The 22,410-nt window shown below is 48.4% G+C and carries 24 protein-coding genes; 16 read left to right on the plus strand and 8 right to left on the minus strand.

What is annotated here, in order from left to right:
- Window positions 1–52: 52 nt before the first annotated feature.
- From CBE73_RS16640 to CBE73_RS16650, 3 genes are all read right to left on the minus strand, one after another.
- Complete coding sequence (locus CBE73_RS16640) at window positions 53–1,396, minus strand: NAD(P)-binding domain-containing protein (protein ID WP_229752583.1); 1,344 nt, start codon at window positions 1,394–1,396, stop codon at window positions 53–55.
- 102 nt (window positions 1,397–1,498) lie between these two features.
- Window positions 1,499–2,026, minus strand: coding sequence for an arsinothricin resistance N-acetyltransferase ArsN1 family A (locus CBE73_RS16645; protein ID WP_229752584.1), 528 nt, complete (start codon window positions 2,024–2,026; stop codon window positions 1,499–1,501).
- Between the two features lie 48 nt (window positions 2,027–2,074).
- Complete coding sequence (locus CBE73_RS16650) at window positions 2,075–2,524, minus strand: MarR family winged helix-turn-helix transcriptional regulator (RefSeq protein WP_068699902.1); 450 nt, start codon at window positions 2,522–2,524, stop codon at window positions 2,075–2,077.
- 284 nt (window positions 2,525–2,808) lie between these two features.
- On the opposite strand from CBE73_RS16650, the gene CBE73_RS16655 reads away from it, so the two are divergent.
- From CBE73_RS16655 to CBE73_RS16670, 4 genes are all read left to right on the plus strand, one after another.
- A complete protein-coding gene (locus CBE73_RS16655; protein WP_094095183.1) occupies window positions 2,809–3,129 on the plus strand; it encodes a PadR family transcriptional regulator in 321 nt (106 codons plus the stop codon).
- Between the two features lie 20 nt (window positions 3,130–3,149).
- Window positions 3,150–3,488 (plus strand): DUF1048 domain-containing protein, encoded by a 339-nt coding sequence (locus tag CBE73_RS16660; protein ID WP_094095184.1) that lies wholly within the window; start codon window positions 3,150–3,152, stop codon window positions 3,486–3,488.
- A 330-nt stretch (window positions 3,489–3,818) separates the two neighbouring features.
- A complete protein-coding gene (locus CBE73_RS16665; protein WP_094095185.1) occupies window positions 3,819–4,574 on the plus strand; it encodes an ABC transporter ATP-binding protein in 756 nt (251 codons plus the stop codon).
- 5 nt (window positions 4,575–4,579) lie between these two features.
- Window positions 4,580–5,341 carry an ABC transporter permease gene (locus tag CBE73_RS16670; RefSeq protein WP_094095186.1) on the plus strand — a complete coding sequence of 254 codons (762 nt, stop codon included), beginning with the start codon at window positions 4,580–4,582 and terminating at the stop codon, window positions 5,339–5,341.
- 128 nt (window positions 5,342–5,469) lie between these two features.
- On the opposite strand, the gene CBE73_RS16675 is transcribed toward CBE73_RS16670, so the two are convergent.
- A complete protein-coding gene (locus CBE73_RS16675; RefSeq protein WP_094095187.1) occupies window positions 5,470–6,312 on the minus strand; it encodes a copper amine oxidase N-terminal domain-containing protein in 843 nt (280 codons plus the stop codon).
- 180 nt (window positions 6,313–6,492) lie between these two features.
- On the opposite strand from CBE73_RS16675, the gene CBE73_RS16680 reads away from it, so the two are divergent.
- Entirely contained in the window at window positions 6,493–6,711 is a 219-nt protein-coding gene (locus CBE73_RS16680; RefSeq protein ID WP_094095188.1) for a hypothetical protein, read from the plus strand.
- Between the two features lie 329 nt (window positions 6,712–7,040).
- Here the strand turns inward: CBE73_RS16680 and CBE73_RS16685 are convergent, their stop codons facing one another.
- Window positions 7,041–8,018 carry a YsnF/AvaK domain-containing protein gene (locus CBE73_RS16685; protein WP_094095189.1) on the minus strand — a complete coding sequence of 326 codons (978 nt, stop codon included), beginning with the start codon at window positions 8,016–8,018 and terminating at the stop codon, window positions 7,041–7,043.
- A 269-nt stretch (window positions 8,019–8,287) separates the two neighbouring features.
- On the opposite strand from CBE73_RS16685, the gene CBE73_RS16690 reads away from it, so the two are divergent.
- The 5 genes from CBE73_RS16690 to CBE73_RS16710 all read left to right on the plus strand — a co-directional run bounded on the left by CBE73_RS16690 (window position 8,288) and on the right by CBE73_RS16710 (window position 13,305).
- Complete coding sequence (locus tag CBE73_RS16690; protein ID WP_094095190.1) at window positions 8,288–8,488, plus strand: hypothetical protein; 201 nt, start codon at window positions 8,288–8,290, stop codon at window positions 8,486–8,488.
- 235 nt (window positions 8,489–8,723) lie between these two features.
- A complete protein-coding gene (locus CBE73_RS16695; protein ID WP_094095191.1) occupies window positions 8,724–9,401 on the plus strand; it encodes a response regulator transcription factor in 678 nt (225 codons plus the stop codon).
- Complete coding sequence (locus CBE73_RS16700; RefSeq protein ID WP_094095192.1) at window positions 9,376–10,362, plus strand: sensor histidine kinase; 987 nt, start codon at window positions 9,376–9,378, stop codon at window positions 10,360–10,362. Before CBE73_RS16695 ends, CBE73_RS16700 begins: the two co-directional genes overlap by 26 nt.
- 73 nt (window positions 10,363–10,435) lie before the next feature.
- Window positions 10,436–11,197 carry an ABC transporter ATP-binding protein gene (locus CBE73_RS16705; protein ID WP_094095193.1) on the plus strand — a complete coding sequence of 254 codons (762 nt, stop codon included), beginning with the start codon at window positions 10,436–10,438 and terminating at the stop codon, window positions 11,195–11,197.
- Window positions 11,194–13,305: an ABC transporter permease gene (locus CBE73_RS16710; protein ID WP_094095194.1), complete on the plus strand. Its 2,112-nt coding sequence runs from the start codon at window positions 11,194–11,196 to the stop codon at window positions 13,303–13,305. Before CBE73_RS16705 ends, CBE73_RS16710 begins: the two co-directional genes overlap by 4 nt.
- Before the next feature lie 235 nt (window positions 13,306–13,540).
- On the opposite strand, the gene CBE73_RS16715 is transcribed toward CBE73_RS16710, so the two are convergent.
- The 3 genes from CBE73_RS16715 to CBE73_RS16725 all read right to left on the minus strand — a co-directional run bounded on the left by CBE73_RS16715 (window position 13,541) and on the right by CBE73_RS16725 (window position 16,526).
- Window positions 13,541–14,761, minus strand: coding sequence for an MFS transporter (locus CBE73_RS16715; protein WP_094095195.1), 1,221 nt, complete (start codon window positions 14,759–14,761; stop codon window positions 13,541–13,543).
- A gap of 303 nt (window positions 14,762–15,064) precedes the next feature.
- A complete protein-coding gene (locus CBE73_RS16720) occupies window positions 15,065–15,271 on the minus strand; it encodes a hypothetical protein (RefSeq protein WP_157739604.1) in 207 nt (68 codons plus the stop codon).
- 274 nt (window positions 15,272–15,545) lie between these two features.
- The gene (locus tag CBE73_RS16725) at window positions 15,546–16,526 is read right to left on the minus strand and encodes an aldo/keto reductase (protein WP_094095197.1); all 981 of its coding nucleotides are present in this window, start codon (window positions 16,524–16,526) and stop codon (window positions 15,546–15,548) included.
- Window positions 16,527–16,751: 225 nt separating this feature from the next.
- Here CBE73_RS16725 and CBE73_RS16730 point away from each other — a divergent pair, with 225 nt between their 5' ends.
- The 6 genes from CBE73_RS16730 to CBE73_RS16755 all read left to right on the plus strand — a co-directional run bounded on the left by CBE73_RS16730 (window position 16,752) and on the right by CBE73_RS16755 (window position 22,389).
- Window positions 16,752–17,324: an RNA polymerase sigma factor gene (locus CBE73_RS16730; RefSeq protein WP_094095198.1), complete on the plus strand. Its 573-nt coding sequence runs from the start codon at window positions 16,752–16,754 to the stop codon at window positions 17,322–17,324.
- The gene (locus CBE73_RS22585) at window positions 17,302–18,474 is read left to right on the plus strand and encodes a DUF4179 domain-containing protein (protein WP_094095199.1); all 1,173 of its coding nucleotides are present in this window, start codon (window positions 17,302–17,304) and stop codon (window positions 18,472–18,474) included. Before CBE73_RS16730 ends, CBE73_RS22585 begins: the two co-directional genes overlap by 23 nt.
- Window positions 18,475–18,546: 72 nt before the next feature.
- Window positions 18,547–19,041: a low molecular weight protein-tyrosine-phosphatase gene (locus tag CBE73_RS16740; RefSeq protein ID WP_094095200.1), complete on the plus strand. Its 495-nt coding sequence runs from the start codon at window positions 18,547–18,549 to the stop codon at window positions 19,039–19,041.
- Window positions 19,042–19,293: 252 nt separating this feature from the next.
- Window positions 19,294–19,974 (plus strand): response regulator transcription factor, encoded by a 681-nt coding sequence (locus CBE73_RS16745; RefSeq protein ID WP_094096364.1) that lies wholly within the window; start codon window positions 19,294–19,296, stop codon window positions 19,972–19,974.
- Window positions 19,971–21,761 carry a sensor histidine kinase gene (locus CBE73_RS16750; protein ID WP_094095201.1) on the plus strand — a complete coding sequence of 597 codons (1,791 nt, stop codon included), beginning with the start codon at window positions 19,971–19,973 and terminating at the stop codon, window positions 21,759–21,761. The genes CBE73_RS16745 and CBE73_RS16750 overlap by 4 nt, the downstream gene beginning before the upstream one ends.
- The gene (locus CBE73_RS16755; protein ID WP_229752585.1) at window positions 21,742–22,389 is read left to right on the plus strand and encodes a hypothetical protein; all 648 of its coding nucleotides are present in this window, start codon (window positions 21,742–21,744) and stop codon (window positions 22,387–22,389) included. Before CBE73_RS16750 ends, CBE73_RS16755 begins: the two co-directional genes overlap by 20 nt.
- Window positions 22,390–22,410: the final 21 nt, after the last annotated feature.

The following is a 22,410-nucleotide window of genomic DNA, read 5'->3' on the forward strand; positions in this document are numbered from 1 at the left end:
AAAGAAGAGGTCTCCATAAAGGGCCTCTTCTTCATTTCTCCGAAGTGTAATATTACGAGCAACTCTTTGGTCCACATCCTGAGTCCTGAACCACAGGACCACAACATCCCGTTTCTTCTTGAGCTGCAAGATTATGTTTAGAGATCGAGCATACTCCAGTCTCAGGAAGTTTCAGTTTGACCTCACGAGCAGCCTCAAAATCACCGGCAATGGCAGCAACAACGCTTCTTACCTGCTCATAACCGGTTGCAAGCAAAAAGGTTGGAGCACGGCCATAACTTTTAGCCCCTACGATGTACAGATCCTTCTCAGGTTGCTGCAGTTCGGTTTCACCATGTGGCCGAACTGTCCCACAGCTATGAATATTAGGATCAATGAGGTTCGCTAACTGAGGAACACATTCAATTGCCGGATCAAAGGTATATCTTAGTTCACTCAGAAATGAGAAGTCCGGCCGTGATCCGGTGGCGACAATAATTTCGTCCAGGTTAAGAATTTGAGCTTGATCGCCGTTCTGTTTGCCGATAAGGGCAAGCTGCCGGGATTCCTGATCCTCTTTAATTTCCTGAACAAGAAAAGGTGTATGAACTTCCACGTTCCCCTCTTGAACAAATCGATACGCCTTCATTCCGAGTTCACCGCGTGCCGGAAGACCATCATTTTCGCCGCCTCCAAAGGCTTCATCTACTTGCTGTTTTCTCAAAATCCAATGGATCTTAGTCTGTTTCTCCTGCAACTGCAGCTGATGAAGAAGAGTAAGGGACTGTATAGCAGAATGACCGCTGCCGATGACAGCTACATTTTTGCCAGCATATTTTTTATACTCCATACCCAAAATATCTGGTATGCCATAACGAATATGTTCGCCATGTTTAAGCTCCCCATCAGAAACCTTTCCGTTTGCTGTCATGGGATTTGGAGATAGCCAAGTACCAGTAGCGTCGATGACTGCTGAAGCTTCGACTATTCCCGTTCGGCCTTCTTGAGTGTATTCCAAAATAAAAGGAGCTTTTTCTCTGCCCAGTGTCTTCATTTTGTCTATGTCTTTCCGGTAAACAGCCGTGACTTCTGTATTCAGAGAAACATTAGGCTTAATGGAGCTTAATTGGGATAAAGGGTTAAGATAGAGTTCCACCAAATCCTTTCCCGTCGGTAGATCATTTGAATTAGGTGCCTGCCAGTCGCTTTGCAAGAGCAATTCCCTGGCAACCGGATCTATATTAAACTCCCAGGTGGAGAACATGCGGACGTGTTTCCAGCTTAAGACCGAGGCTCCAACGGTTGATCCTTTTTCAAATAAAACAAATGGTAAATTTCTTTTTACAAGCTGTGCTGCAGCAGCAAGAGCCACTGGGCCACCGCCAATAATAGCTACAGGTAATTGTTTATTCATCATGTGTTCCTCCATAACTTTAAATTTTATTTGCACATTGCAAGTTTTTGTTTAAATAGTTCCCTACCAAATAGGGTAAGGGCTCTACTATATTTAGTTAAGTAATTAACTGCCCATAAACAGCTTCTCCATAATCATGACATCAATAAATTGACCGTCTAGGACGCCCTGGTTTTGAAAAACTCCAACTTCTCTATAACCTAATTTTCGATATAGACCTTGACCGCCTTGATTCGAGGGGAACGTAAAGAGAACAATTTTATAAAACTGATTCGCCTTAGCTTGTTCCTCTAACTCGGTAAGAAGAGCACTTCCCACGCCTTTCCCTCTATGGTCACGATCAATGTAAATAGACAAATCGGCTACCCCTGCATAAGCACAACGGAGGGAATAGGGGTTTAAGGAGGCCCAGCCAACCACCTTGCCTTGTTCTTCGGCAACAAGGATGACAAAACGATCCCTGTGCGAATCGTACCACTGCTGCATATAGGCCATATCTTTAGTTTCGGTTTCTAGAGTTGCGATTCGGTCCTCAATTCCTTGATTATAGATGCGCCGAATACTTTCCAAGTCTAAAGGTTGAGCTTGGCGTATCTTCATAGTTGTAGTTGACATTTGCTGGGACTCATGCATAAAGTACACTCCTTTTATTTGCATTTTGCAAGTATTGTTTAAAAGCTATCACCCCTTGACGGGGCGGCAGCAATTATCTGACTTTGCCATGGCTTCATTCATCAGTTTAATGGACTTTAGAACCGTTTGGTGCTCTTCTTCACTCATATAAGAGAAAACTTCATCCAAAAAAGCATTCATTTGCTGATCAATGGTCGTAGCCACAAACTTTCCTTCCGTAGTGAGGGATAGGGTATATACTCGACGATCGGAGGGATCAGGTGTTTTTTGAATCAAGTTCATTCGAACTAATGACTGAATCTGTCTGCTAAACGTTGTAATGTCCGTGCCGAGGATGTCCGCAATTTGCTGCATCGAAGGTTGATGCCGACGATCCACTTCATACAGGATATGGCTTTGTACAGGGGAGATATCACACCCACCTACACTACAGCAGTTCTTATTGAGCAATCCGAAGCGACGAGTCATAATTTGAAACAGTTCACGTGCGTTTTCCAAAGTATGTCACCTCTTGGATATAGTTATAACTTATTTATTTGCAAAATGCAAGTAAAAATCTAATCGTTTTATTTAAAAAGCAGACTCAATATTACAAATGCTTAGCTTATTCTTAGATAGGGGAGAATTTTAATCCTCTTTCTCGATCTAGCAAGTACGACTTTAAGCAGCTAGTTGACAATAACACTACTCTGCGTTACTATGTATCTGTAGTAAGTAACACTAAATACAAGTCATACAGAGTACCGAAAGAAAATAAAGCAAAGCACAGGTGGAGGATAACTTTGGAGAATATTACGGAAATGCTGAAAGGAGTGCTTGAGGGTTGTGTGCTTGAAATCATCAGCCGTGGCGAAACGTATGGCTATGAAATCACGCATCAGCTGCGAGAACTTGGTTTCACCGATGTGGTTGAAGGCACGGTGTATACGATTACCATGAGGCTTGAGAAAAATAATCTGGTGGACATCGAGAAGAAGCCTTCCACTATGGGGCCGCCAAGAAAGTTTTACACGCTTAATGCAGCCGGGCAGGAGCAGCTTGAAGTTTTTTGGAAGAAATGGGATTTCATCTCCAGCAAACTTAATGAACTTAAAGCGAAATAAATTTAAGGGGGAGAAGATGCATGAATTTTTTTGAAAAGCTGATCGGCAGTCTGGATGACAAGCGGGAATGGAGGGCGATGGAGGCGCGTGCCAAGTCTCTTCCAAGCGAATACCGCAAAGCTTACAGTGCGATCAAAAGCTATGTATGGACCGCTGGCGGTACTACGGAATGGAAGGACAGCAGCCGGATCTTTGGCGGCGTTCTTGATCTCTTTGAGGAAGGGGCGGCGGAAGGCAGAAAGGTCATTGACCTGACGGGTGAGGACGTGGCCGCGTTCTGCGATGAACTCGTGAAGGATACGAAAACCTGGAAAGATAAGTACCGCAAGAAGTTGAACGATACGATTGGCCGTGACTAACGTGAAAAGGAATTGCAATTGATCATCATACCGACACTGAATAGCTGATTACAAATGAGCAAATGCCATCTTCGCTATTCAGTTTTATTTTCACCCAGGTAGTCGGTTATACAGATTATCAGTCAGACTAAGTAGAGTGGTTAAAGGAGAGGGAATCAATTTTGGGAAAAGATCACCGGCAGTGACGTAGCGACTTTCTGCGACGATCTCATCGAGGATTCAAAACTTATGCCGATCTCTATCAAGAATCTTTGGACCAAGAAGGAACAAAGGAAGGTAACAAGGCCATGAACAAGTTTACGGATAAACCAAGTAAAAGGGGGGACCGGGATGGAAACCGCAATTGAGGTTAAAGGTCTGCGAAAATCCTTCAAGGATACGGAAGTGTTAAAAGGCGTCGATTTTGAAGTGAAGCGGGGTGAAATTTTCGCCTTGCTGGGCTCCAACGGCGCAGGCAAGACGACGATTGTCAGAATCCTCACTACGCTGCTCAAACAGGACGGAGGCACCGCCGCCGTTAACGGATTTGATGTTGCATCAAATCCCGGGCAAGTGCGACATGCGATCAGTCTAACCGGGCAATTTGCTGCCGTAGACGAGATATTGACCGGTCGGGAAAATCTGATCATGATCGCCAAACTGCGGCACCTGGCTAATCCGCGTCAAGTGGCTGACGATCTGCTGAATGGCTTCGGCTTAACTGAGGCCGCCGACCGCAGGATGTCCACCTATTCGGGCGGTATGCGCCGCAGGCTCGACATTGCCATGAGCCTCATCGGGAAACCGCAGCTTATTTTCCTCGATGAGCCGACCACGGGGCTTGACCCCGAGGCGCGCATTGAGACTTGGAAGATGGTTAAGGAACTTGCAGACAGCGGCACGACGGTATTCCTGACCACTCAGTATTTGGATGAGGCTGAACAGCTTGCCGATCGAATCGCTATTTTGCATGAGGGCAGGATTATTGCAGGGGGTACGCTTGAGGAACTGAAAAAGCTCTTCCCGCCCGTAAAGGTAGAGTATGTGGAAAAACAGCCAACACTTGAGGAGATCTTCCTCGCCATTATCGGTAAAAAGGAGGCCTAGCAACGATGTATAAATACTTTTTCAGCGACATGACCGTTATGCTTGGACGTTCCATGCGTCATATTCTCCGCAGTATTGACACCATTATCACAGTGTGCATTACTCCGATTGCTATGATGCTGCTGTTTGTCTATGTGTTTGGCGGCGCCATTCAAACTGGAACGGAGAGCTATGTGAACTACCTGCTGCCCGGCATCCTGCTGATTGCGATTGCCAGCGGTATATCCTATACGGCTTACCGTCTGTTTATGGATAAGCAGCGGGGCATCATTGAGCGGTTCCACTCCATGCCGATTGCGCGTTCTGCCGTGCTGTGGGGGCACGTGCTGACCTCGCTGGTATCCAACGTCATTTCGCTTGTTGTCATCATTCTCGTAGCGCTCCTTATGGGCTTTCGCTCGTCGGCAGGGATCCTGCCATGGCTTGCCGTAACCGGGATACTCATGCTGTTTACGCTGGCTTTGACATGGGTTGCGGCGATTGCCGGCTTATCGGGAAAATCGGTGGAAGGCGCAAGCGCCTTTTCTTATCCGCTTATCTTCCTGCCGTTTATCAGTTCGGCCTTTGTGCCAACCGATTCGATGCCGAAGGCCGTTCGCGTTTTTGCCGAAAATCAGCCGGTGACCTCGATCGTAGAAACCATTCGTGCCCTGTTGGCCAATCAACCGGCAGGCCATGAGATCTGGATCGCTCTTGCGTGGTGTATCGGCATTATGCTCGTTGCTTATTTCTTTGCGATGCGCGTGTACAAACGGCAAGCAGCTTAAGAGTTGCGCTCGTTTTGCTCATCGGGATTGAGGCCGTTAAGCTAACGGGGAAACGATAGTTCAGACAATAGTACACAATCATTAGAAGAGATTTATTTTTCCTGTATCCCATTCTCCGGTATAAACTTTTATTCCGTTACAAAATAATTAGCAAAAATGTATTTTAGAGGTTCTCCTTGAACGCTGTTTATGAACTCCCAATTTATTTCATCTATATAGTTACCCTTTGAAGAGATAGTAGATCCATTTATGCCAGTTGATCCGTCTGGTGAAATCAGCCCTCTTGTGCCAACAAAAGCGATTTTAGATGGATTGGCGAAGAAGATCATATTTCGATTCAGTTGGCCTTCAGCAATATTATAGGGGGATAGGTTCTTTAAATTTACAATTATTTTGTTGTTCTCTATATTCTTAGTTGCTGAAAAAGAAAAATGATAGGGAATAATTTCATTCGCAAAATCTTTATTTACTCGCTGCATTTCATTTATAACATTAAGTTTTTCGCTGTTCATCATTCTGGGATCGGCTAACTGTACAACGTTAGAGCCTCTGTTATAATCTATTTTGATTTTAAAAGCTTCAGAAATAAACCTTGCCGGCACCATAATAGTTGAATTCTTGACAACAGCGGTTGTATCCATTTGTTTTTGTATTCCATTGACATATGCGCTTCTTTCATTCAAGCCTACAATAACCTTGTCATTCCCCATAGTTACAGTTGCTTTCTGTTCATTCGCATTCCAATTCACTGCTGCTCCCATAACATCTCCGATTAATCGTAAGGGCAGAAGGGTCCTTCCGTTAGAATCTGCATAAGGCAATTGCTGGTTTGAATACAAAACAAAAGCGTTGTTTAATTTTAGCTTTAATGAGGGAGAGGTGATACCCTCTGCATACGCAGAGCTTTTGAATCCCGCCAAAATCAAACAAATGGAAGCTAATAAAATGGATAAGGACCTTATACCCTTCATTTTAATTCCTCACTTTCTAAAGATCTTATTTATGCTGCAGGAAAGCTAACCAAATATAAGACGCTATATACCAAAATAAGTTTCTACTTCCAATTATATAGACATTCCAAAATGTGCTAGAATCGGTTCTAAGCAAGCCAATAGTTGAAAGTAGACTTTGATGAGAGTAGGGGCGCCGCTATGTTTTTTTACAAATGTCTGATTTCTCCTGGGTCGGAAAAATCGACTCTTGCCAGGGCAATTGCGAAGTTCACTAAAGCTGCTATTATTGACCTTGATATTGTGAAAACAGGGTTATTAGAGGGGCTGGAGTTAGAGGGACAAGATAAAAATATAGATCCCAAGCGTCCGGTGGGGTTGCGTATCATATTGAATGGTCAAAACTTAACAACAGGCTGAAAAGTCGCGAGCAAATGATTACCCAAATTGGTTCAGTCGTATATTTGAAGAAAGATGGCAGGAGGAAATCAACCGTGCCAAAAAGCCAGTTCACTTGGAGTGTTTGAAAGTAGACACCTCACAACTTGTGGACGATTACATTGGTAATGTTCTCCTTTATATTAATAAATAATCTTACTAATCTTTCTTCAATGCCTTCTTAGCGGATTCGATAGGTTATTTTGTAAATGGAAGACACAACTTTAAAACCCCCTGATTGCTCAGGGGGCCTCTGTCCATGATCTTCTGCTATTCAACAAGGGGGGGCCATCATTACACTGGCCTGCCGTTTATTTCAAATCTTTGTCACCCTTGACTGTAGGATTGCCGGTCTGCTCCAGACGGGCTTCTTCCTTCTTCAAGGTATCGCGGACCTGTTCGGTGTCCTGCACCTGGCGTTTGTGAATATCCACTTCGCCGATGACAACAGGCCGTTTGCTGACTTCCACTCGTTCCTCCGTAACCGGAATCCGGATCGTTTCGTCGCGGCCGATTGGTTCGCCGGTAACTTCATCCTGAACCGCCTTTTTCTCGATCACCACTTCTTCGCGGGACACAGGAACATTAATGGATTGTTCATGTTCGATCACTTCTTTGTGCAGATTGACCTCGCCCGTCGTTTGACGTTTCTTGGAAATGTCCAGCTGCTCTTCATGCAGGCGCATGGTCCGGTCTTGACTTGTTCCATCAAGGATCGTATCCGGCGGGTCCATGGTCGCAATTTCCTGATAGAAGACCGGTTCTCTTGTTTCGCTAGTATCTGCAACTAGCGGATAATGGCTCGCATTCATGGAATGACGGTCACGGAATAAGGAGTAGACCTCATTTTTCCGGGTTTCTTCGGCATCGACCATGACGAGGATCCGGCCGCTTTTTACATTTGCATTATATTCTTCGGCTTCATCTTCCGGGATACCCATGCCCACCAAACCGCCGACAAGACCACCCGTACCTGCTCCGACCGCGGCACCTGTGAGCGTAGCAGCGATTGGTCCGGCTGCGAGGATAGGACCGATGCCCGGAATCGCCAAGGCTCCTAATCCTGCGAGCAAACCTGCTATACCACCGAGGACTCCTCCGGTCGCCGCACCTGCAGCTACACCTTCCGGCGCCTTCGTACCTGTTTCTTCGTGAATGTCATTTAAGTCGTGTTTGTTCTTTCCGATAACCGAAATATCCTCGGCTCTATAGCCAATTCTCTTCAAGTCCTGAATCGCATTCGTAGCATCTTGTTCTGTAGCAAATACACCCACTATTTTCTGTGTCATTGTCATTACCTCCAGATGTTATGTTGGGTTCATCTGTTACTTAACCACTACTCTTGTATTCAAACGGCCAGGGCTTTTCTTCCTGAAGGCAGTTAATTTTCTTCCTTATAAGCGGAATTTGTAGTTTCAGCACCTTGTCCTAATATTCTATTCAATCTCCATTATTCATGGTAAAATATTACTAAATTGAATGAATCACACAAAGGCCGAAGACCTCTAATCACCCAGAATCCTGCAGCAGGCTGTGATTGTGAACAGGAGGAAATCAAATGACTCGGAAAGCTAAACTCATCGCTATGATGACTGCGTTTCTGCTCAGTTTTGCAGGTGTGGGATACCTTTTTGACTTTAAGCCGGAGAATCTGCTGTATGCCGTGTTGATCGCGTTCCTTCCCGTTATGGCCGTCCTTTCTTTCGATTACAGGATGAAGATGACTGAAGATGATTATGAGTATGATTACAGAAAATAATCCATAGTGGGGCGGTAGACTGCCACTCTCATACAAAAGCAAAAACATTCAAAATCAGGAGCAGAGCTGGAAAAAGCTTGGCTCCTGATTTTTTTTTCCAAACTGAAAGTGGAAGAGGAAGGACAAGGTCCATTTCTTAAATCCACCGAACCCATGTAGAATAAGGGAGGATACGAAACGATCTTATTTACGAGATGGTCTCGTCACTGAATGATTTTGTTATAGGAGCTGAACCATGAACCGCATCTTGCTCATCGAAGACAATGAACAACTGCAGAAATATATATTCGATTACCTCGGTGCCTATGGCTTTGAGGCTTATAGACTGGAGAATTATGATGCTGTATTGGAGACCGTAGAGGAATCCCGGCCCCGCCTGATCCTGCTGGATATCACTTTGCCGAAGTTTGACGGGTTCTATTACCTGCGTTTAATCCGGAAAAAATACAACACGCCCGTCATCATCATTTCGGCGCTGAACGAGGAGGGGGAGCAGATTCGCGGGATGGAGCTTGGCGCGGATGATTATGTAACCAAACCGTTCTCGATCGGTGTGTTATTAGCCAAGATCAATGCCGTCCTGCGGCGGGCTGAAGGACAGTCGGTATCCTCTTTGGGCGTGGGCGGTTTGTCCGTCAGCGAAGATACAATGAATCTTCATTACCGGGGCCGGACCAGTGAGCTTACGAAAAATGAATATAAAGTGCTGCGGCTTCTCCTTAAGAACGCCGGGCAAATCGTGACCCGTGAGCAGATCCTGGAGGAGCTGTGGGATGACGCCGGGTTTGTGGACGATAATACGCTTACGGTCAATATGTCGCGGGTGAAGAAGAAGCTGGCCGAGCTGGGGCTGGAGAATATCATTGCTACGAGAAGGAGTGTCGGTTATGTCCTGGACCCGGCTGGTTTGTAGAACCCTGCAGCTTGAGAAAACGGTCATTGCCTTTTATTTAGCGAGCACAGCCCTTCTTTTTCTGATCTTTAACCTGCTGCTGGATCACGTCGTGATCGCTTATCCTCTTACGATGAGCCTGGTACTGTTAGCTGTGTATCTGGTGTACAAAATGGTTGCCTTATATCGGTTTCTGGACGATTTAAACGCAGTCAAGACCCCCGGCATTCAGCCGCGTTATCCTCATACTGCGGCGGAGGAAACCGTTTATGCCGCAATAGCCGATATTCATACCGCCTATCAGCATAAAATGGCTGTGTTAGAAGAACAGGTGTCGGGACGCAATACGATGTTTACAAGCTTTATTCATAATATGAAGACGTCGGCCGCGGTTATCGAATTGGCCGCAGCTTCTCCAAAAGCGGATAGGCTGGGCGACATCGTTCAGGAGAACGAGAAGCTGAAAAGCCATCTGGAGCAGGCGCTTAACATTTTGCGTCTGGATGAATTCGCGAACGACTACGTGCCGGAGCGCATCGAGCTTCGCGGGCTTGCCGAGTCCGTGATCAACGAGAAACGAAGGGATTTTATTTATGCGGGCGTGTATCCCAAATTAGGGGAACAGAAAGCCTATGTGTATACCGACAGAAAATGGTGCGGGTATATCGTCGATCAAATCGTGGCGAATGCGATCAAGTATAGCCCGTCCGGCGGGAAAGTTTTTGTGGATATCGAATCGGCAGGTGAGAAAGCCGTGCTGCATATCCGGGACGAAGGCATCGGCATCCCGCCAGAGGACATACCGCGAGTGTTCGACCTGTTTTACACCGGGCAGAACGGGCGGTCAACTGCCAATACCGCTACGGGCATAGGACTAGCGATCGTCAAACATGCTGCCCGGCAGTTGGGGCACGAAGTAGAATTGACGTCAGCCGTTGGCGAAGGGACCTGCGTCAGCGTTACTTTTCGTACAAAAATGTAAGGTTACCGTAAGGGGAATCGATCCTTAATTTACGTTAAATCCTCTACAATGCTGAATCATGGAGGATGATAGAATGAAAGATCTGATAGAAATTCACAATCTGACGAAGGTCTACCGCTCCTTTAAGGGGGCGAGGGAGGTCACCGCTTTGGACGGAATCAGCCTTTCCGTTCAGAAAGGGGAATTTATCGGCGTTATGGGGCCGAGCGGCAGCGGGAAAACGACGCTACTGAATATCCTGTCGGGCGTGGATACGCCAACCGGAGGTTCGATTCACATCGAAGGCCGCAATATCGCGGAGATGAAAAAGGATGAGCTGGCGTTGTTCCGCCGTAAACGGACAGGTTATATTTTTCAGGACTTCAACCTGCTCGACAGCTTGACCCTCAAAGAAAATATTGCGCTGCCCTTGATTCTGGACAGGAAACCTCCGGGCCAAATCGAGCAGCGGGTGGAAGAGCTGATGCAGTTCTTCGGCATTGCCGAGCTTGCGGATAAATTTCAATACCATGTCTCCGGAGGCCAGCGGCAGCGCGTGGCGGCTGCCCGGGCGCTTGCGCCGGACCCGGCTGTTTGTTTCGCCGATGAGCCGACCGGCAACCTGGATTCCAAGTCTTCGGCCGGTGTGATGGATATGCTGACCCAAATGAACGAACAGAAGGACTGTACGATCCTGATGGTGACGCATGATGCCTTTGCAGCTTCGTATTGCAAACGGATTATTTTCATCCAGGACGGCCAAATCGCTGCGCAGATCCAGCGGGCCGGCGACCGGAAGGTCTTTTTCGATAAAATTCTGGAGGTTCAAAGCGTTCTGGGAGGCGATTCCCGGTGACGTTCCGGCATGTCATTCTGCAGAATCTGAAATTCAACACGAGGCGGTTCCTGTCGTATTTATTCGTGAACAGCTTTGTGGTGGCGGTATTGTTTCTGTACGGCAGTTTGCTGTTCAACGAGATTTTGGCCCGGGACCCGGCTATGAAGCTGGCCAAATCTTATGTCAATGGCGCCGCTTATGCGATTGTTTTGTTCTCGATTGTGTTTGTGGCCTACACGGGCATCTATTTCGTCAAAAGCCGCGGCAGGGAGTTTGGCGTGTACCTGACTTTAGGGATGACCACGCGGGATCTCAGCCGGATGATCCGGATCGAGAATCTGGTGATCGTGGCGGGTTCGATTTTGTGCGGACTGCTGTCGGGGGTGCTTTTGTCCAAGCTGTTCTATCTGATGCTCAGCAGGGTGCTTGATATCTCAGGCGACATCTACTACATCAGCTATAAAACGTTCCTGCTCAGTCTTGGTGTATTTCTGGTTGTGTTCCTGTGCAATCTGGTGTTTACCAGCCGTTTCCTGCACAAATTATCGATCCTGCAAATCACAAAGGCGTCCAGCACAAAAGGACATGCTAAATCCCATCCGGTACTGGGATGTATGACGATCCTCGTTTTGGCATTCTCGCTCTGGTTCTACCATGCGGCTGTCGCTTATAACGGCTGGGCTAAGGGAATCGTAGAGGACTATCCCATGGCGGGTTATTTGATCCTGGTATTCGGGATCTTCGGTTCGCTTTATTTTGTGGTCGCGTTCTTCATTGACGCGGTTCGGACGCTGCTTAAGCGGTTCCCGCCGGTTTATAACCGCTATATTTTGATCCTGTCTAACCTGTCCCACCGGTTTGTGGCCTACAAGGTGTCGCTTTATTTGGTGACGCTGCTGATTGCCTTGGCTGTCGTGTTTATGGGCTTTGGACTGAGTACGTTCAGCTTCGGCAAGAAGACGATCGGCGAATACGAGCCGTACGACTACATGGTGCAGACGAGCGGCGATATCAACCGTATTTCCGGGCCGGAATTGCAGAGAGTGGTCACAGAGAACGGCGGGACGCTGGATCTGTTCCATGCTTTGGAATTTATCCCCGATGTGCATTACAGGAACAGCCCGGACGGTTTCGCTCCCCGCCTTGGAGAAAGCATGCTGATCAGCGAATCTCAATTTAACGCCCATATGGGACTGTCGCTGAATGTAGCGCCGGATGAGCTGATTATCGTCAGCAATCATAAGGAAATGGCTGATGAGCCGGTCCATTACGACTCGGTTATTACCGTAGATCCTTGGCGTGAGGGGGTCAACCGTGCCCTTACTTCTCTCCGGAATCCGGTTTCGATGGACGAATTTCTAAAGGGACTGGGGGATGCGCAGCGCCTCGTCTATAAAAGCGCCCAGACCAAGACTATGTACGCAAGCTTTATCAATTCCTACGGAGATCTTGAGTTTCCGGCCGTTACGGCCCATGTCGTCGACGATTCGGTCTACAATAAGCTTCAGGCCCAGCGCGAAACGACCTATCTGTTTAACCTGAAGAGCGGCGACGGTGAACGGATTTTCTCGGCTTTGCTGAATACTCTTCGGGAAAAGAACAACGCGGACGCTTCCCTGTGGGCCAGCCCCGAAACAACGTTTGTGGATCGGGGAGAAGGCGTGTACGTCGAACACGACAAAGCGCAAAGCTTACGCCCGATTTATAAAGGGGAGCGGTATGAGATTGCGTTCCGGGTCAACGGTTTTCTGCTGTTTGCCTTGTCGTTCCTGGGTTTTCTGTTCCTCTTGTCATCCAGCATCGTGCTGTATTACAAAGTGGCAACGGATATCGATGAAGAGAAGGAGCATGCGGCGCTGCTGAGCAAAATCGGTCTCACAGAAGCCGAATATAAAGCTTATTTGCGAACGCATCTGGCTATCATTTTCTTCGCTCCGATGGTCATTGGCGGGGGACTCGGCCTGTTCCTGATCGATGCCGCGCTGAATTTTACCGTCTATGCCGGTTATCTAAAGGGCCGTGTGCTGCTGATGTATGGAATTTTTGTTCTGTTTGATATTTTGTTTTATCTATCGCTGAAGAAGAAGTTCATCCGCGGAGTAGGGCTATTCTTGCGCAGCCGCTGATCTGCCATTCTGCTGTTCTGCGATCTACTGCACTACTGTACTGCTGCATTGCTGATAGTCAGACTTATCATAGAAAAAAACTAAGCCCAAGGGGAACGGATAGACTCCCTTTGGGCTTATTAATTGTTCAAATAAGTTGGTTCTAAATTTGGTTAGATCATTTGATGTCCAGATCATTTGTTGGCTTAGAACATTTGATGGATAGAGAATAGATCATTTTATGATGCTCTATTGTTCAGCTTTCCTGCCCTTCATGCGACTCTGTTCTCCGCTCCGCAGCGTAACTAATAGCGCCAATCACCAGACCCAAGCCAACTAGAACGGCACCTACCCATGGCAAAGCGCCGATGGAGAGCTGGTTAATGGTCCAGCCGCCGATAAACGCCCCGGCTGCATTGCCGAGATTGCCTGCCGAGTGGCTGGAGGTAGAAGCAAGAGCCGGAGCTCCTTTGGCGAGATTCATGACGCGAATCTGCATGCCGGGCATTACGGCGAAGGAAGCCATGCCCCACAGGAAAATAGTCAGCACAGCCGCTACATGGCTGTGGATCGTAAAGGTCAGAATCGTCAGCAGCACGCTGGTGGTCAGATAAATGCCCAGCACGGAAGGCATCAGCTTCCAGTCGGCCAGCTTGCCGCCTATTATGTTGCCAATCGTAACGCCGCAGCCGAAGAGCACCAGAATCCAGGTCACATTGGATTCCGCAAAGCCGGTGATTTGCGTCAGCAGCGGAGTGATGTAAGTGAAGACAGCGAACAGTCCGGCATTGCCAAGCGCAGCGACGAACAGGAACAGCAGCAGCTTCGGCTTCACCAGAGCGCTGACCTGCTGGAGAATCCCGCCGGATTCGTCCTGTTTGATCTTTGGAATGAAGATCATCACGCCGATCAGCGCAACCACTCCCATCAGGGAAATGGTCGCAAACGAAGCGCGCCAGCCGAGATGCTGGCCGATAAACGTACCGACCGGCACACCGATAATATTTGCTATCGTCAGTCCGGCCATCATAATGGATACGGCGCCAGCCCTTCTGTCCGGCTTAACCAGGTTGGAGGCGATAACCGCTCCTACGCCGAAGAACGTTCCGTGTGTCAGCGCGGTCAGCAGCCGGGCTCCCATCAGAAAAGCATAATTCGGTGCAATGACCGAAACGCCGTTGCCGAGAATAAAGATGACCATTAGGAGGCAGAGCAGCAGCTTTTGCGGAATCCGGTGGGTCAGTATAGTCAAAATAGGCGCGCCAACCGCAACGCCAAGCGCGTACATCGTAATCAGCTGGCCCGCCGTGGGGATGCTGACATTTAAATCCTGAGCGACATTGGGCAGAATGCCCATGATCACAAATTCGGTCATGCCGATAGCAAAAGCGCCTACCGTCAAAGACAGGATCGAGATCGGGAAGGGATCTTTACGAACCTGTTTCGTAGTAAGCGGCTGAGGCTGAGATAATGCCATGATGAGTCAACCTTTCTGCATACAGTATATAAATCTCCACTTGTTTATTTCTCTCTAAGAACGCCCCGATAAATCTATATCATCATAATGACAATTCGGGCAAATAAGCAAGCAAATCTTTAAGTGTTTGGAAAGGCTGAATTCTCATTGTGGATAAACAAACAAGACCAAAGGGGTCCCTTTGGCCGGATTAGACATCAGCTCGAATCCTGAATCGGATCCTGAATTCAAACTCTGAACAGGAACGCGAATCCTGAACGCGAAACCTGAACATGAACTCGGATACTTCAGCCCGAACATGGTTTAGAATATTTTATTGAGCAAAATAATTATCCCTATAATAGCTGCAAAAATGGCGAGTGCAATAAACTGATTCGAAATCTGCCGCCAAAGGCCCGGAGCGCCGTGATGATGAAGGTTATGCTGGTTCACATCGTGGTTCGCCTTAAGCGCATAAGGGTCATTGGTGCCGGGATTAGTCGGAACGTTGAAATCCCCGAAGTCAGACATGTGGATCAACTCCTTTGTCAGGATATGGATCTGTATAATATCATTATACAACATATTCCATATTCTTCCTAACCTAAGTTGAGCTGTACACTCCTCATCCTCATCAAGCCAAACTCTAAATATGAAAAACAGAAAGGCGCTCCGACCAAAGCCTGAGCGCCTTACTGTTATTAAGCGTATTAAGCGGAGGCCGTCCATCTTATGCAGTAAGTCCTTATGCAGCAAGTTCAGGCAGGCTGGACCGCTTTGCATTTGTCCTTAAACGGACAATCCCTCACGCAAATCCTGTTACCGGATGCGGTACATAAGGCTCTTCGAGCCGCTGAATTTCGTCGGCGGTCAGTACGATTTCGAGCGCCGAAACGGCATCCTCCAGGTGGTGGGTCTTCGTTGCGCCGATGATCGGAGCCGTTACAGGCTGCTTCTGCAGCACCCAGGCCAAAGCGATCTGCGCGCGGGGCACGCCGCGGGCTTCGGCAATTTCTTTGACGACTGCAGCCACCTTGCGGTCGGCTTCTTCGGTCGCCGTGTACAAGGTGCGGGCGAAGTTATCATTTTCCGAGCGCAGGCTGGTGTCTTCCCAGTCCCGGGTCAGACGGCCGCGGGCCAGCGGACTCCAAGGAATGACGCCGATATTCTCGGCTTGGCACAGCGGCAGCATTTCCCGCTCTTCTTCGCGGTACAGCAGGTTCAGATAATTCTGCATGCTGACGAACCGTGTCCAGCCGTTCCGCTCCGCTGTGTACAGTGCCTTCTGGAACTGCCAGGCGTACATGGAGGAAGCGCCGATATACCGGGCTTTGCCCGCTTTTACCACGTCATGGAGGGCCTCCATCGTTTCCTCAATCGGAGTATTGTAATCCCAGCGGTGAATTTGATATAAGTCCACATAGTCGGTGCCCAGTCGTTTCAGACTGTTATCGATCTCCGACATAATCGCTTTGCGGGACAAGCCCCCGCCGTTTGGACCCGGACGCATAACGCCGTGTACCTTGGTCGCAATCACGACTTCATCACGGTTTGCGAAATCCTTTAAGGCCCGTCCAACGATTTCTTCGCTGGTTCCGTCCGAGTAGACATTTGCTGTATCAAAGAAATTAATGCCAAGCTCCAAAGCCCTTTTAATAAAAGGACGGCTCTGCTCTTCATTCAAGGTCCAGGTGTGATTGCCGCGGTCAGGATCGCCGTAGCTCATACAGCCCAAAGCCAGCCGGGATACCTGCATTCCTGTGTTTCCTAGTCTTACGTATTGCATGCGAATTCTCCATCCCTTCCATTCGGATTTGATTGGTTATGATTCCAGCATGTCACATAAGCGAGTGCTTATCTTTAGTTTAGAGGAGCAACAAAGCGGATGCAAATATTTCCTGTGTTAAAAATTACATACTTCATACTAGATTCCTACTAGCTGTAAATATTTTTTCATCGCTTGTCACAAATTGCCTTTTGTGAAAGTTATATAGGCAAAGGAGGTCATCCATTGAACAACGACAAAGAGGATCAACCGAGCCTGGATTTAAAGCGGGCTGTGGAGCAAGTCCAGTCGGGCGATATTTCTGCCTTTCCGGTGATCATTCGCCATTTGCAGAAAAACATACTGCTGTATTGCTATTATCTGCTCGAGGATCAGGCTGAGGCTGAAGATGCTGCTCAGGACATTTTTATTAAATGTTTAAGGCGAATCCAGGATTATGCGCCTACAGCTTCTTTTTCCGCATGGGTTTATAAAATTGCTCACAATCATTGCATCGACTTAATCAAGAAGAGGAACAGAATGCGCCAAATGTTGTCACAGTATAGAAGAGAACGTGCTGAAGAAGATAAAGGGAACAAGTATACCGATCAAATTATTCAATTGTTAGAGAAGCTTAACACCGAAGACAAAAGGATACTGCTGCTAAGAGCGCTTGAAGAATACAGTTTCGATGAAATAGGGGCCATTATGGGTCTCAAACCAGCTACAGTCAGGAAGAAATACGAAAGAATCCGAAAGAAAATCGTAAAGAGAGAGGTACAAGGAGGGAGACAATATGAGCACTCGTTCAGAGGTTGATGATGTTCAAGATGTTCAATTAGAACGGATAGAACAGTTAATCCGAAATACTCCGATGGCAATCGATCTGACTGAACCCACTATGGAACGCTATAAAAATAGTAACGATTCCCCTGGTGCTCGGCACGATAAACGTCAGATAATAACGGCGATAATAGCTTCGGCGGCCGCCTTTTTTATCATTGTGATTAGCGGTAGTTTTGTTTCTCCCACCATGGCTGCATCAATTAAACATGGACTTGCTTCTATCTTTAATTTATCCGATGATTTAGGTTTGAAGTCGGCTGAAGACAACGGTCTTGTCACGCATCTCGAAGCCAAAGATACACATCAAGGATTAACGCTCAAAGTACCCTTGGTAACCTATGACGGATCGCGTGTAGCCATTGGTTTGGAGCAGGAGCAGGGACAAGAACAGGAACAGGAACAGGAACAGCAGCAGGCCGCTTTTGGGGAAACAGATTCCGAAGATGGGATCATAAATCGAATAAGTGATATAGACCTGTTCATTGACGGGAAGTCCATACAAACCTTCGCTCCGGATTCCTCAAACTCAATAGGGATCCTTCAATATCCGGGTAAGGACAACAATTCTTCTATTATGGAATTTTCTGATCTTCACAACCAAGGAGGGAAGGCATTCCCTTCCAACTTCAATTTAGGTCTGAATATTAAAGTGTCAGGAATAGAGGAGCCCTTTAGAATCCATATCCCGGTTGAGCGAAATACAGGGAACTTTCTGGTTCTGCAGCCATCTGTAAGCAAACACTATAAAAATTTTGATTTCACCATCGATAAAATTGAGCTTTCTCCTCTTACAACCACAATAACAACGCATCTCAGGTTATTGGGAGATGCAGAGTTTGATGTACCAACAAGAAGTATGGGGATCGATGTGTTTGATGAGAAGGGAAATAAATTCAACCTGTTAAGCGGCAATGGATGGAATGCAACGGGGGGGACCGAATTAGTGACCGAATATCGCTTTAATCCATTTCCCTCCACTCCTCAAAAGATTATTATTAAACCTTATTTCATGCGATTTAAGAAGGACAAAACAAGTTTCCAGCTTGATGAAGACGGATACCCGATTGTCGATTATATTCCTGAACTAGAGGTGACGCTGCTTTGTCCACCGGAGTCTCGTTAAACCCAGTAGAAAGTCGCGTTTTGCTTGCCTCCTTTCCATCCATCATGTACTATCGGGTTTGAGGTGATAGAGATGACAACGGATCAACAACATAAAGACAAGATCGGGGTCTTATTTGTATGTCTCGGCAACATTTGCCGTTCGCCGATGGCCGAGGCGATGTTCCGCCATCTGGTTCAGCAGGAAGGACTTGCGGATCGCTTCAACATCGATTCGGCCGGAACCGGCGACTGGCATACCGGAAATCCCCCGCATCAGGGTACGCGGACTATTCTGGACCGGTACGGCATTTCCTATGAGGGGCTGCGGGCGAGACAAGTAGCTGCCAATGATTTTTCAGACTTCGATTATATTATTGCAATGGACGACTCCAACGTGAGCAATCTGCGCAAGCTGATGAAAGGCACCTCCACCGAGGTCATCAAGCTGCTGGATCTCGTTCCCGATGTGAAGCTGAAAGATGTACCGGACCCTTATTATACCGGCAATTTCGACGAGACTTACGAGCTGGTAGGCAAGGGAAACAAGGCTTTACTGGAACACATCCGGCGTGAGCATAATTTGTAAAGACAAGTAAGGGGCCAATCGAGGAATCGATCAGGCTCCTTTTTTCTTTGCCAGCTTCTCATAAAAATACATATCCCGCCCTACACACGATGGACACAAGTTTATTCTATACTGGCGTTAGCGGGAGGAAGTATAAGAGGATGCATGGCGCGGTTCCGGCTTCTCCCGGGTAAATAAAGTCATACACTTTGGTGAAAAAGGGAACGATGGGGTACAAAGAATAGAAGACCCTTAGAGGCGGAGTGAATGTTATTGAAGCGAAAAGTATTGCTGGTGGAAGACGACGCGCTGATGCGCGAGTTTATCACCGATTATTTCAAGAAGGAAGATTGGGACGTTTATGAAGCGGAAAATGGGGTGGCGGCGCTCCAGTTGTTCGCCGAGACGAAAATGGATCTGGTCATCCTCGACATTATGATGCCTGAGCTCGACGGGTGGTCTACCTGCCGGGAAATCCGCCGGGAATCCAATGTGCCGATCATTATGATTACGGCCAGAACGGAGGACGACGACCAGCTGCTCGGATTTGAACTCGGCGCGGATGAATATGTCACCAAACCCCTGAGTCCGCGAGTGCTGGTGGCCCGGGCGGCAGCGCTGATGAAGCGGGCCGAAGGCAGCGGGCAGAACCAAGGTGATTTGTTCGTCCAGGGAAGGCTTTCGGTCAACAAACAATCGCATGTGGTAACCGTAGCGGGAAATAAAGTCAATCTTACGCCCAAAGAATACGATTTGCTGCTGTTTCTGATCAGCCATTACGGCAAGGTGATGCCGCGGGAATATATTTTGGACAGCGTATGGGGCTACGATTACTTTGGGGATTTACGTACGGTCGATACGCATATCAAGAAGCTGCGGGCCAAGCTGGGGGAAGAAGGCCGGTATATCGGCACGGTTATTCGCTCCGGCTATAAGTTTGAAGGCGACCTATGAGCATGCGCGGCGTTGTATTCAAGCTGTTTGCCGTGACCTCCGCTCTCATTCTGGTTCTGTTCTCCCTGGTGATGCTGCTGGAGAGCTTGTTCTTTGAGCGGTTCTACCGCTCCAGCAAGATCCACGATTTGTCGCAAAATATGCAGGTCTTTGCCCGGCAGCTGCAGCAAGAAGACAAGGGCGGCAGTGAGCAGGAGATGGACCGAATGCTGGGGACCTTCATGAACCGCAATGATGCCAGCACAGCCCTGTTGAACGGGGAATTCAACAGAGTAGCTATTAATCCTTATTTTATTCAGCTTCGGACGGCTGATAAATCCGTCACCGTGTTGTTCCCGTCTGAAGGAATGACTGTCCGCGATTTGCAGCTGAACATCCAACCGGGCGACCAGCTGGTCGTGGACGGTATCTACATGGATGAGAAGGACACCGTGCTGCATCCGGTGGAGTTTCAGCCATCCGGGGCAGAGCCGGGGGAAGGGCTGATGCGGGTCTCCGGGACGGTGACCGATCTGATCCTGCCGGAGCAGCGCTCGTTTAATCCGTATTATCAGGATGCGCTGGTGGATAACGCGCTGAGAGATCTTGCGCCGCAAAGCCAGCCGGATAACCAGCTTAGCGATGGGAATCTCCTTAGGCGGGAGTGGACGGATGAATGGAGCGGTGTTGAATATGCGGTGCTCATCCAGCCGTTGCCTGAGCTGCAGACGCAGAGCGGGGAACAGCGTTACCTGTTGGCCATGACCTCGCTGCAGCCGGTCGGGGAAGCCGTAGGGACGCTCAAACAATATTTTGTGTATGCGGCTCCGGCCATTCTGCTGCTTGTGGTCCTGCTGTCCCTGATCTATTCCCGCATCGTATCGCGGCCGCTGGTCAAGCTGAACCGATTGTCCGAGCGGCTGGCCAGGCTGGATTTCTCGGCACAGCCGGATATTCGTTCCCGTGATGAATTCGGCACCTTGTCTCGCAACCTGGTTTCGCTGTCCCGCAATCTGGATGAGACTCTCCGGGAGCTTTCGCGGACCAACTGGCAGCTTAAGAAGGACGTGGCAGAGAAAGAACGTTCCGAGCAGCTCCGCAGAGAGCTGATCGCTAATCTGTCTCATGAGCTGAAGACCCCTTTGGGCATTGTAAAAGGGTTCGCCGAAGGGCTTCAGGATGACGTGGCTGAAGAGAAACGCGAGCGTTACCTCGCTTTGATCGTCCATGAGACGGATCGGATGAACGCCTTGATCCTCGAAATGCTCGAGCTGTCCAAATATGAACTGAAGGCCGTGAAGCTGCATACGGAAGTGTTCCCGCTGACAGAGCTGATAGAGACGATGGCAGCATCCTTCTCGCAGCAGATGGAGAAGAAAGGGCTGACATTCCGGATGGAGACACAAGGCGGGGGCGCAGAGCGTTACGTAACCGGAGACCCCGGCAAGCTGGAGCAGGTTATTCTGAACCTGTTAAGCAATGCCGTAAGGCATGCAAGCCCGAATAGCACGATCTATGTAGAGGTTGGAGCGGGCGATGCAGGAACCCTTACGGTCTGGATCGAAAATACCGGAGCTCCCATTGCGGAAGAAGACCTTGATCGGATCTGGGATCATTTCTACCGCGTGGAGCGCTCCAGGGACCGGAAGTCCGGTGGGACAGGGCTGGGGCTTGCGATCGTCAAGCATATTCTGGAGCTGCACGGCAGCCGGTATGGCGCGGTAAATACCGCAAAGGGCGTTGCCTTTTATTTTACCTTGCAAGAATTCAAAGGAGATGACTATGAAGATGAATATGAATATAAATAGAACGATTTTGGTTGGATCAGCGCTGCTGCTTACTCTGATGATGAGTGCCTGCGGCAAACCCGAAGCCTCGGGCGGGAATCAAGCTGGCGTGGGAAGTAATGCAGGGGCGGATTCCTCGCCAAACAGTCCAAACGGCTCCGCCGGTTCGTCAGCTTCGTCAGCTCCGGCAACTCCATCAGTGGAACCAAACGAACCCTCCGCTCCGGCTGCAGACGAGCAGCCGGGCACCGGAGATTCAGCTGTGCCTTCGTCCGGGAACTCATCCTCCGATGCCAATACAGGAGCGGAGGAGGGCAGCAGCGGAGAGATCCTGATCATCATTGATCAGACGCCGAAGCCGACTACGGAGGTTCGCAGCTTCGACTTTTCGATCCAGAAAGTGCCGGAAGGTTATATGCTTCAAGAAATGCAGTGGGTGTCGGACAAAAACAACATTTCGAACACGCCGCAAGAAGCCCTGCAGAACGGGCAGACGGGTGCTGACGGTTTCTATATCAGCGGTAACGGCCAGTTCTCCGGCTTCTTCTATCCGGAAGAGATGAAAGGCGAAAAGGGCCAGGTCATCTTCCAGTTCCAGAACGATCAAGGACAAGAACTCAGCTGGAAGAAAGAAATCGAGCTGAAATAAACGGGCAAATAGAAGCGATCT

The sequence above is a fragment of the Paenibacillus physcomitrellae genome, assembly GCF_002240225.1.
In the GTDB taxonomy this organism is placed as follows: domain Bacteria; phylum Bacillota; class Bacilli; order Paenibacillales; family Paenibacillaceae; genus Fontibacillus; species Fontibacillus physcomitrellae.

Excerpts from the sequence above, each read along its gene's own strand:
- CBE73_RS16685 (WP_094095189.1), bottom strand. The coding sequence starts at position 8,018 with ATGACACAGAAAATAGTGGGTGTATTTGCTACAGAACAAGATGCTACG.
- CBE73_RS16705 (WP_094095193.1), top strand. The coding sequence starts at position 10,436 with ATGAAAGATCTGATAGAAATTCACAATCTGACGAAGGTCTACCGCTCC.
- CBE73_RS16670 (WP_094095186.1), top strand. The coding sequence starts at position 4,580 with ATGTATAAATACTTTTTCAGCGACATGACCGTTATGCTTGGACGTTCC.
- CBE73_RS16755 (WP_229752585.1), top strand. The coding sequence starts at position 21,742 with ATGAATATGAATATAAATAGAACGATTTTGGTTGGATCAGCGCTGCTG.
- CBE73_RS16645 (WP_229752584.1), bottom strand. The coding sequence starts at position 2,026 with ATGCATGAGTCCCAGCAAATGTCAACTACAACTATGAAGATACGCCAA.
- CBE73_RS16665 (WP_094095185.1), top strand. The coding sequence starts at position 3,819 with ATGGAAACCGCAATTGAGGTTAAAGGTCTGCGAAAATCCTTCAAGGAT.
- CBE73_RS16680 (WP_094095188.1), top strand. The coding sequence starts at position 6,493 with ATGTTTTTTTACAAATGTCTGATTTCTCCTGGGTCGGAAAAATCGACT.
- CBE73_RS16675 (WP_094095187.1), bottom strand. The coding sequence starts at position 6,312 with ATGAAGGGTATAAGGTCCTTATCCATTTTATTAGCTTCCATTTGTTTG.
- CBE73_RS16725 (WP_094095197.1), bottom strand. The coding sequence starts at position 16,526 with ATGCAATACGTAAGACTAGGAAACACAGGAATGCAGGTATCCCGGCTG.
- CBE73_RS16750 (WP_094095201.1), top strand. The coding sequence starts at position 19,971 with ATGAGCATGCGCGGCGTTGTATTCAAGCTGTTTGCCGTGACCTCCGCT.
- CBE73_RS16720 (WP_157739604.1), bottom strand. The coding sequence starts at position 15,271 with ATGTCTGACTTCGGGGATTTCAACGTTCCGACTAATCCCGGCACCAAT.
- CBE73_RS16715 (WP_094095195.1), bottom strand. The coding sequence starts at position 14,761 with ATGGCATTATCTCAGCCTCAGCCGCTTACTACGAAACAGGTTCGTAAA.
- CBE73_RS16740 (WP_094095200.1), top strand. The coding sequence starts at position 18,547 with ATGACAACGGATCAACAACATAAAGACAAGATCGGGGTCTTATTTGTA.
- CBE73_RS22585 (WP_094095199.1), top strand. The coding sequence starts at position 17,302 with ATGAGCACTCGTTCAGAGGTTGATGATGTTCAAGATGTTCAATTAGAA.
- CBE73_RS16700 (WP_094095192.1), top strand. The coding sequence starts at position 9,376 with ATGTCCTGGACCCGGCTGGTTTGTAGAACCCTGCAGCTTGAGAAAACG.
- CBE73_RS16660 (WP_094095184.1), top strand. The coding sequence starts at position 3,150 with ATGAATTTTTTTGAAAAGCTGATCGGCAGTCTGGATGACAAGCGGGAA.
- CBE73_RS16640 (WP_229752583.1), bottom strand. The coding sequence starts at position 1,396 with ATGATGAATAAACAATTACCTGTAGCTATTATTGGCGGTGGCCCAGTG.
- CBE73_RS16695 (WP_094095191.1), top strand. The coding sequence starts at position 8,724 with ATGAACCGCATCTTGCTCATCGAAGACAATGAACAACTGCAGAAATAT.
- CBE73_RS16690 (WP_094095190.1), top strand. The coding sequence starts at position 8,288 with ATGACTCGGAAAGCTAAACTCATCGCTATGATGACTGCGTTTCTGCTC.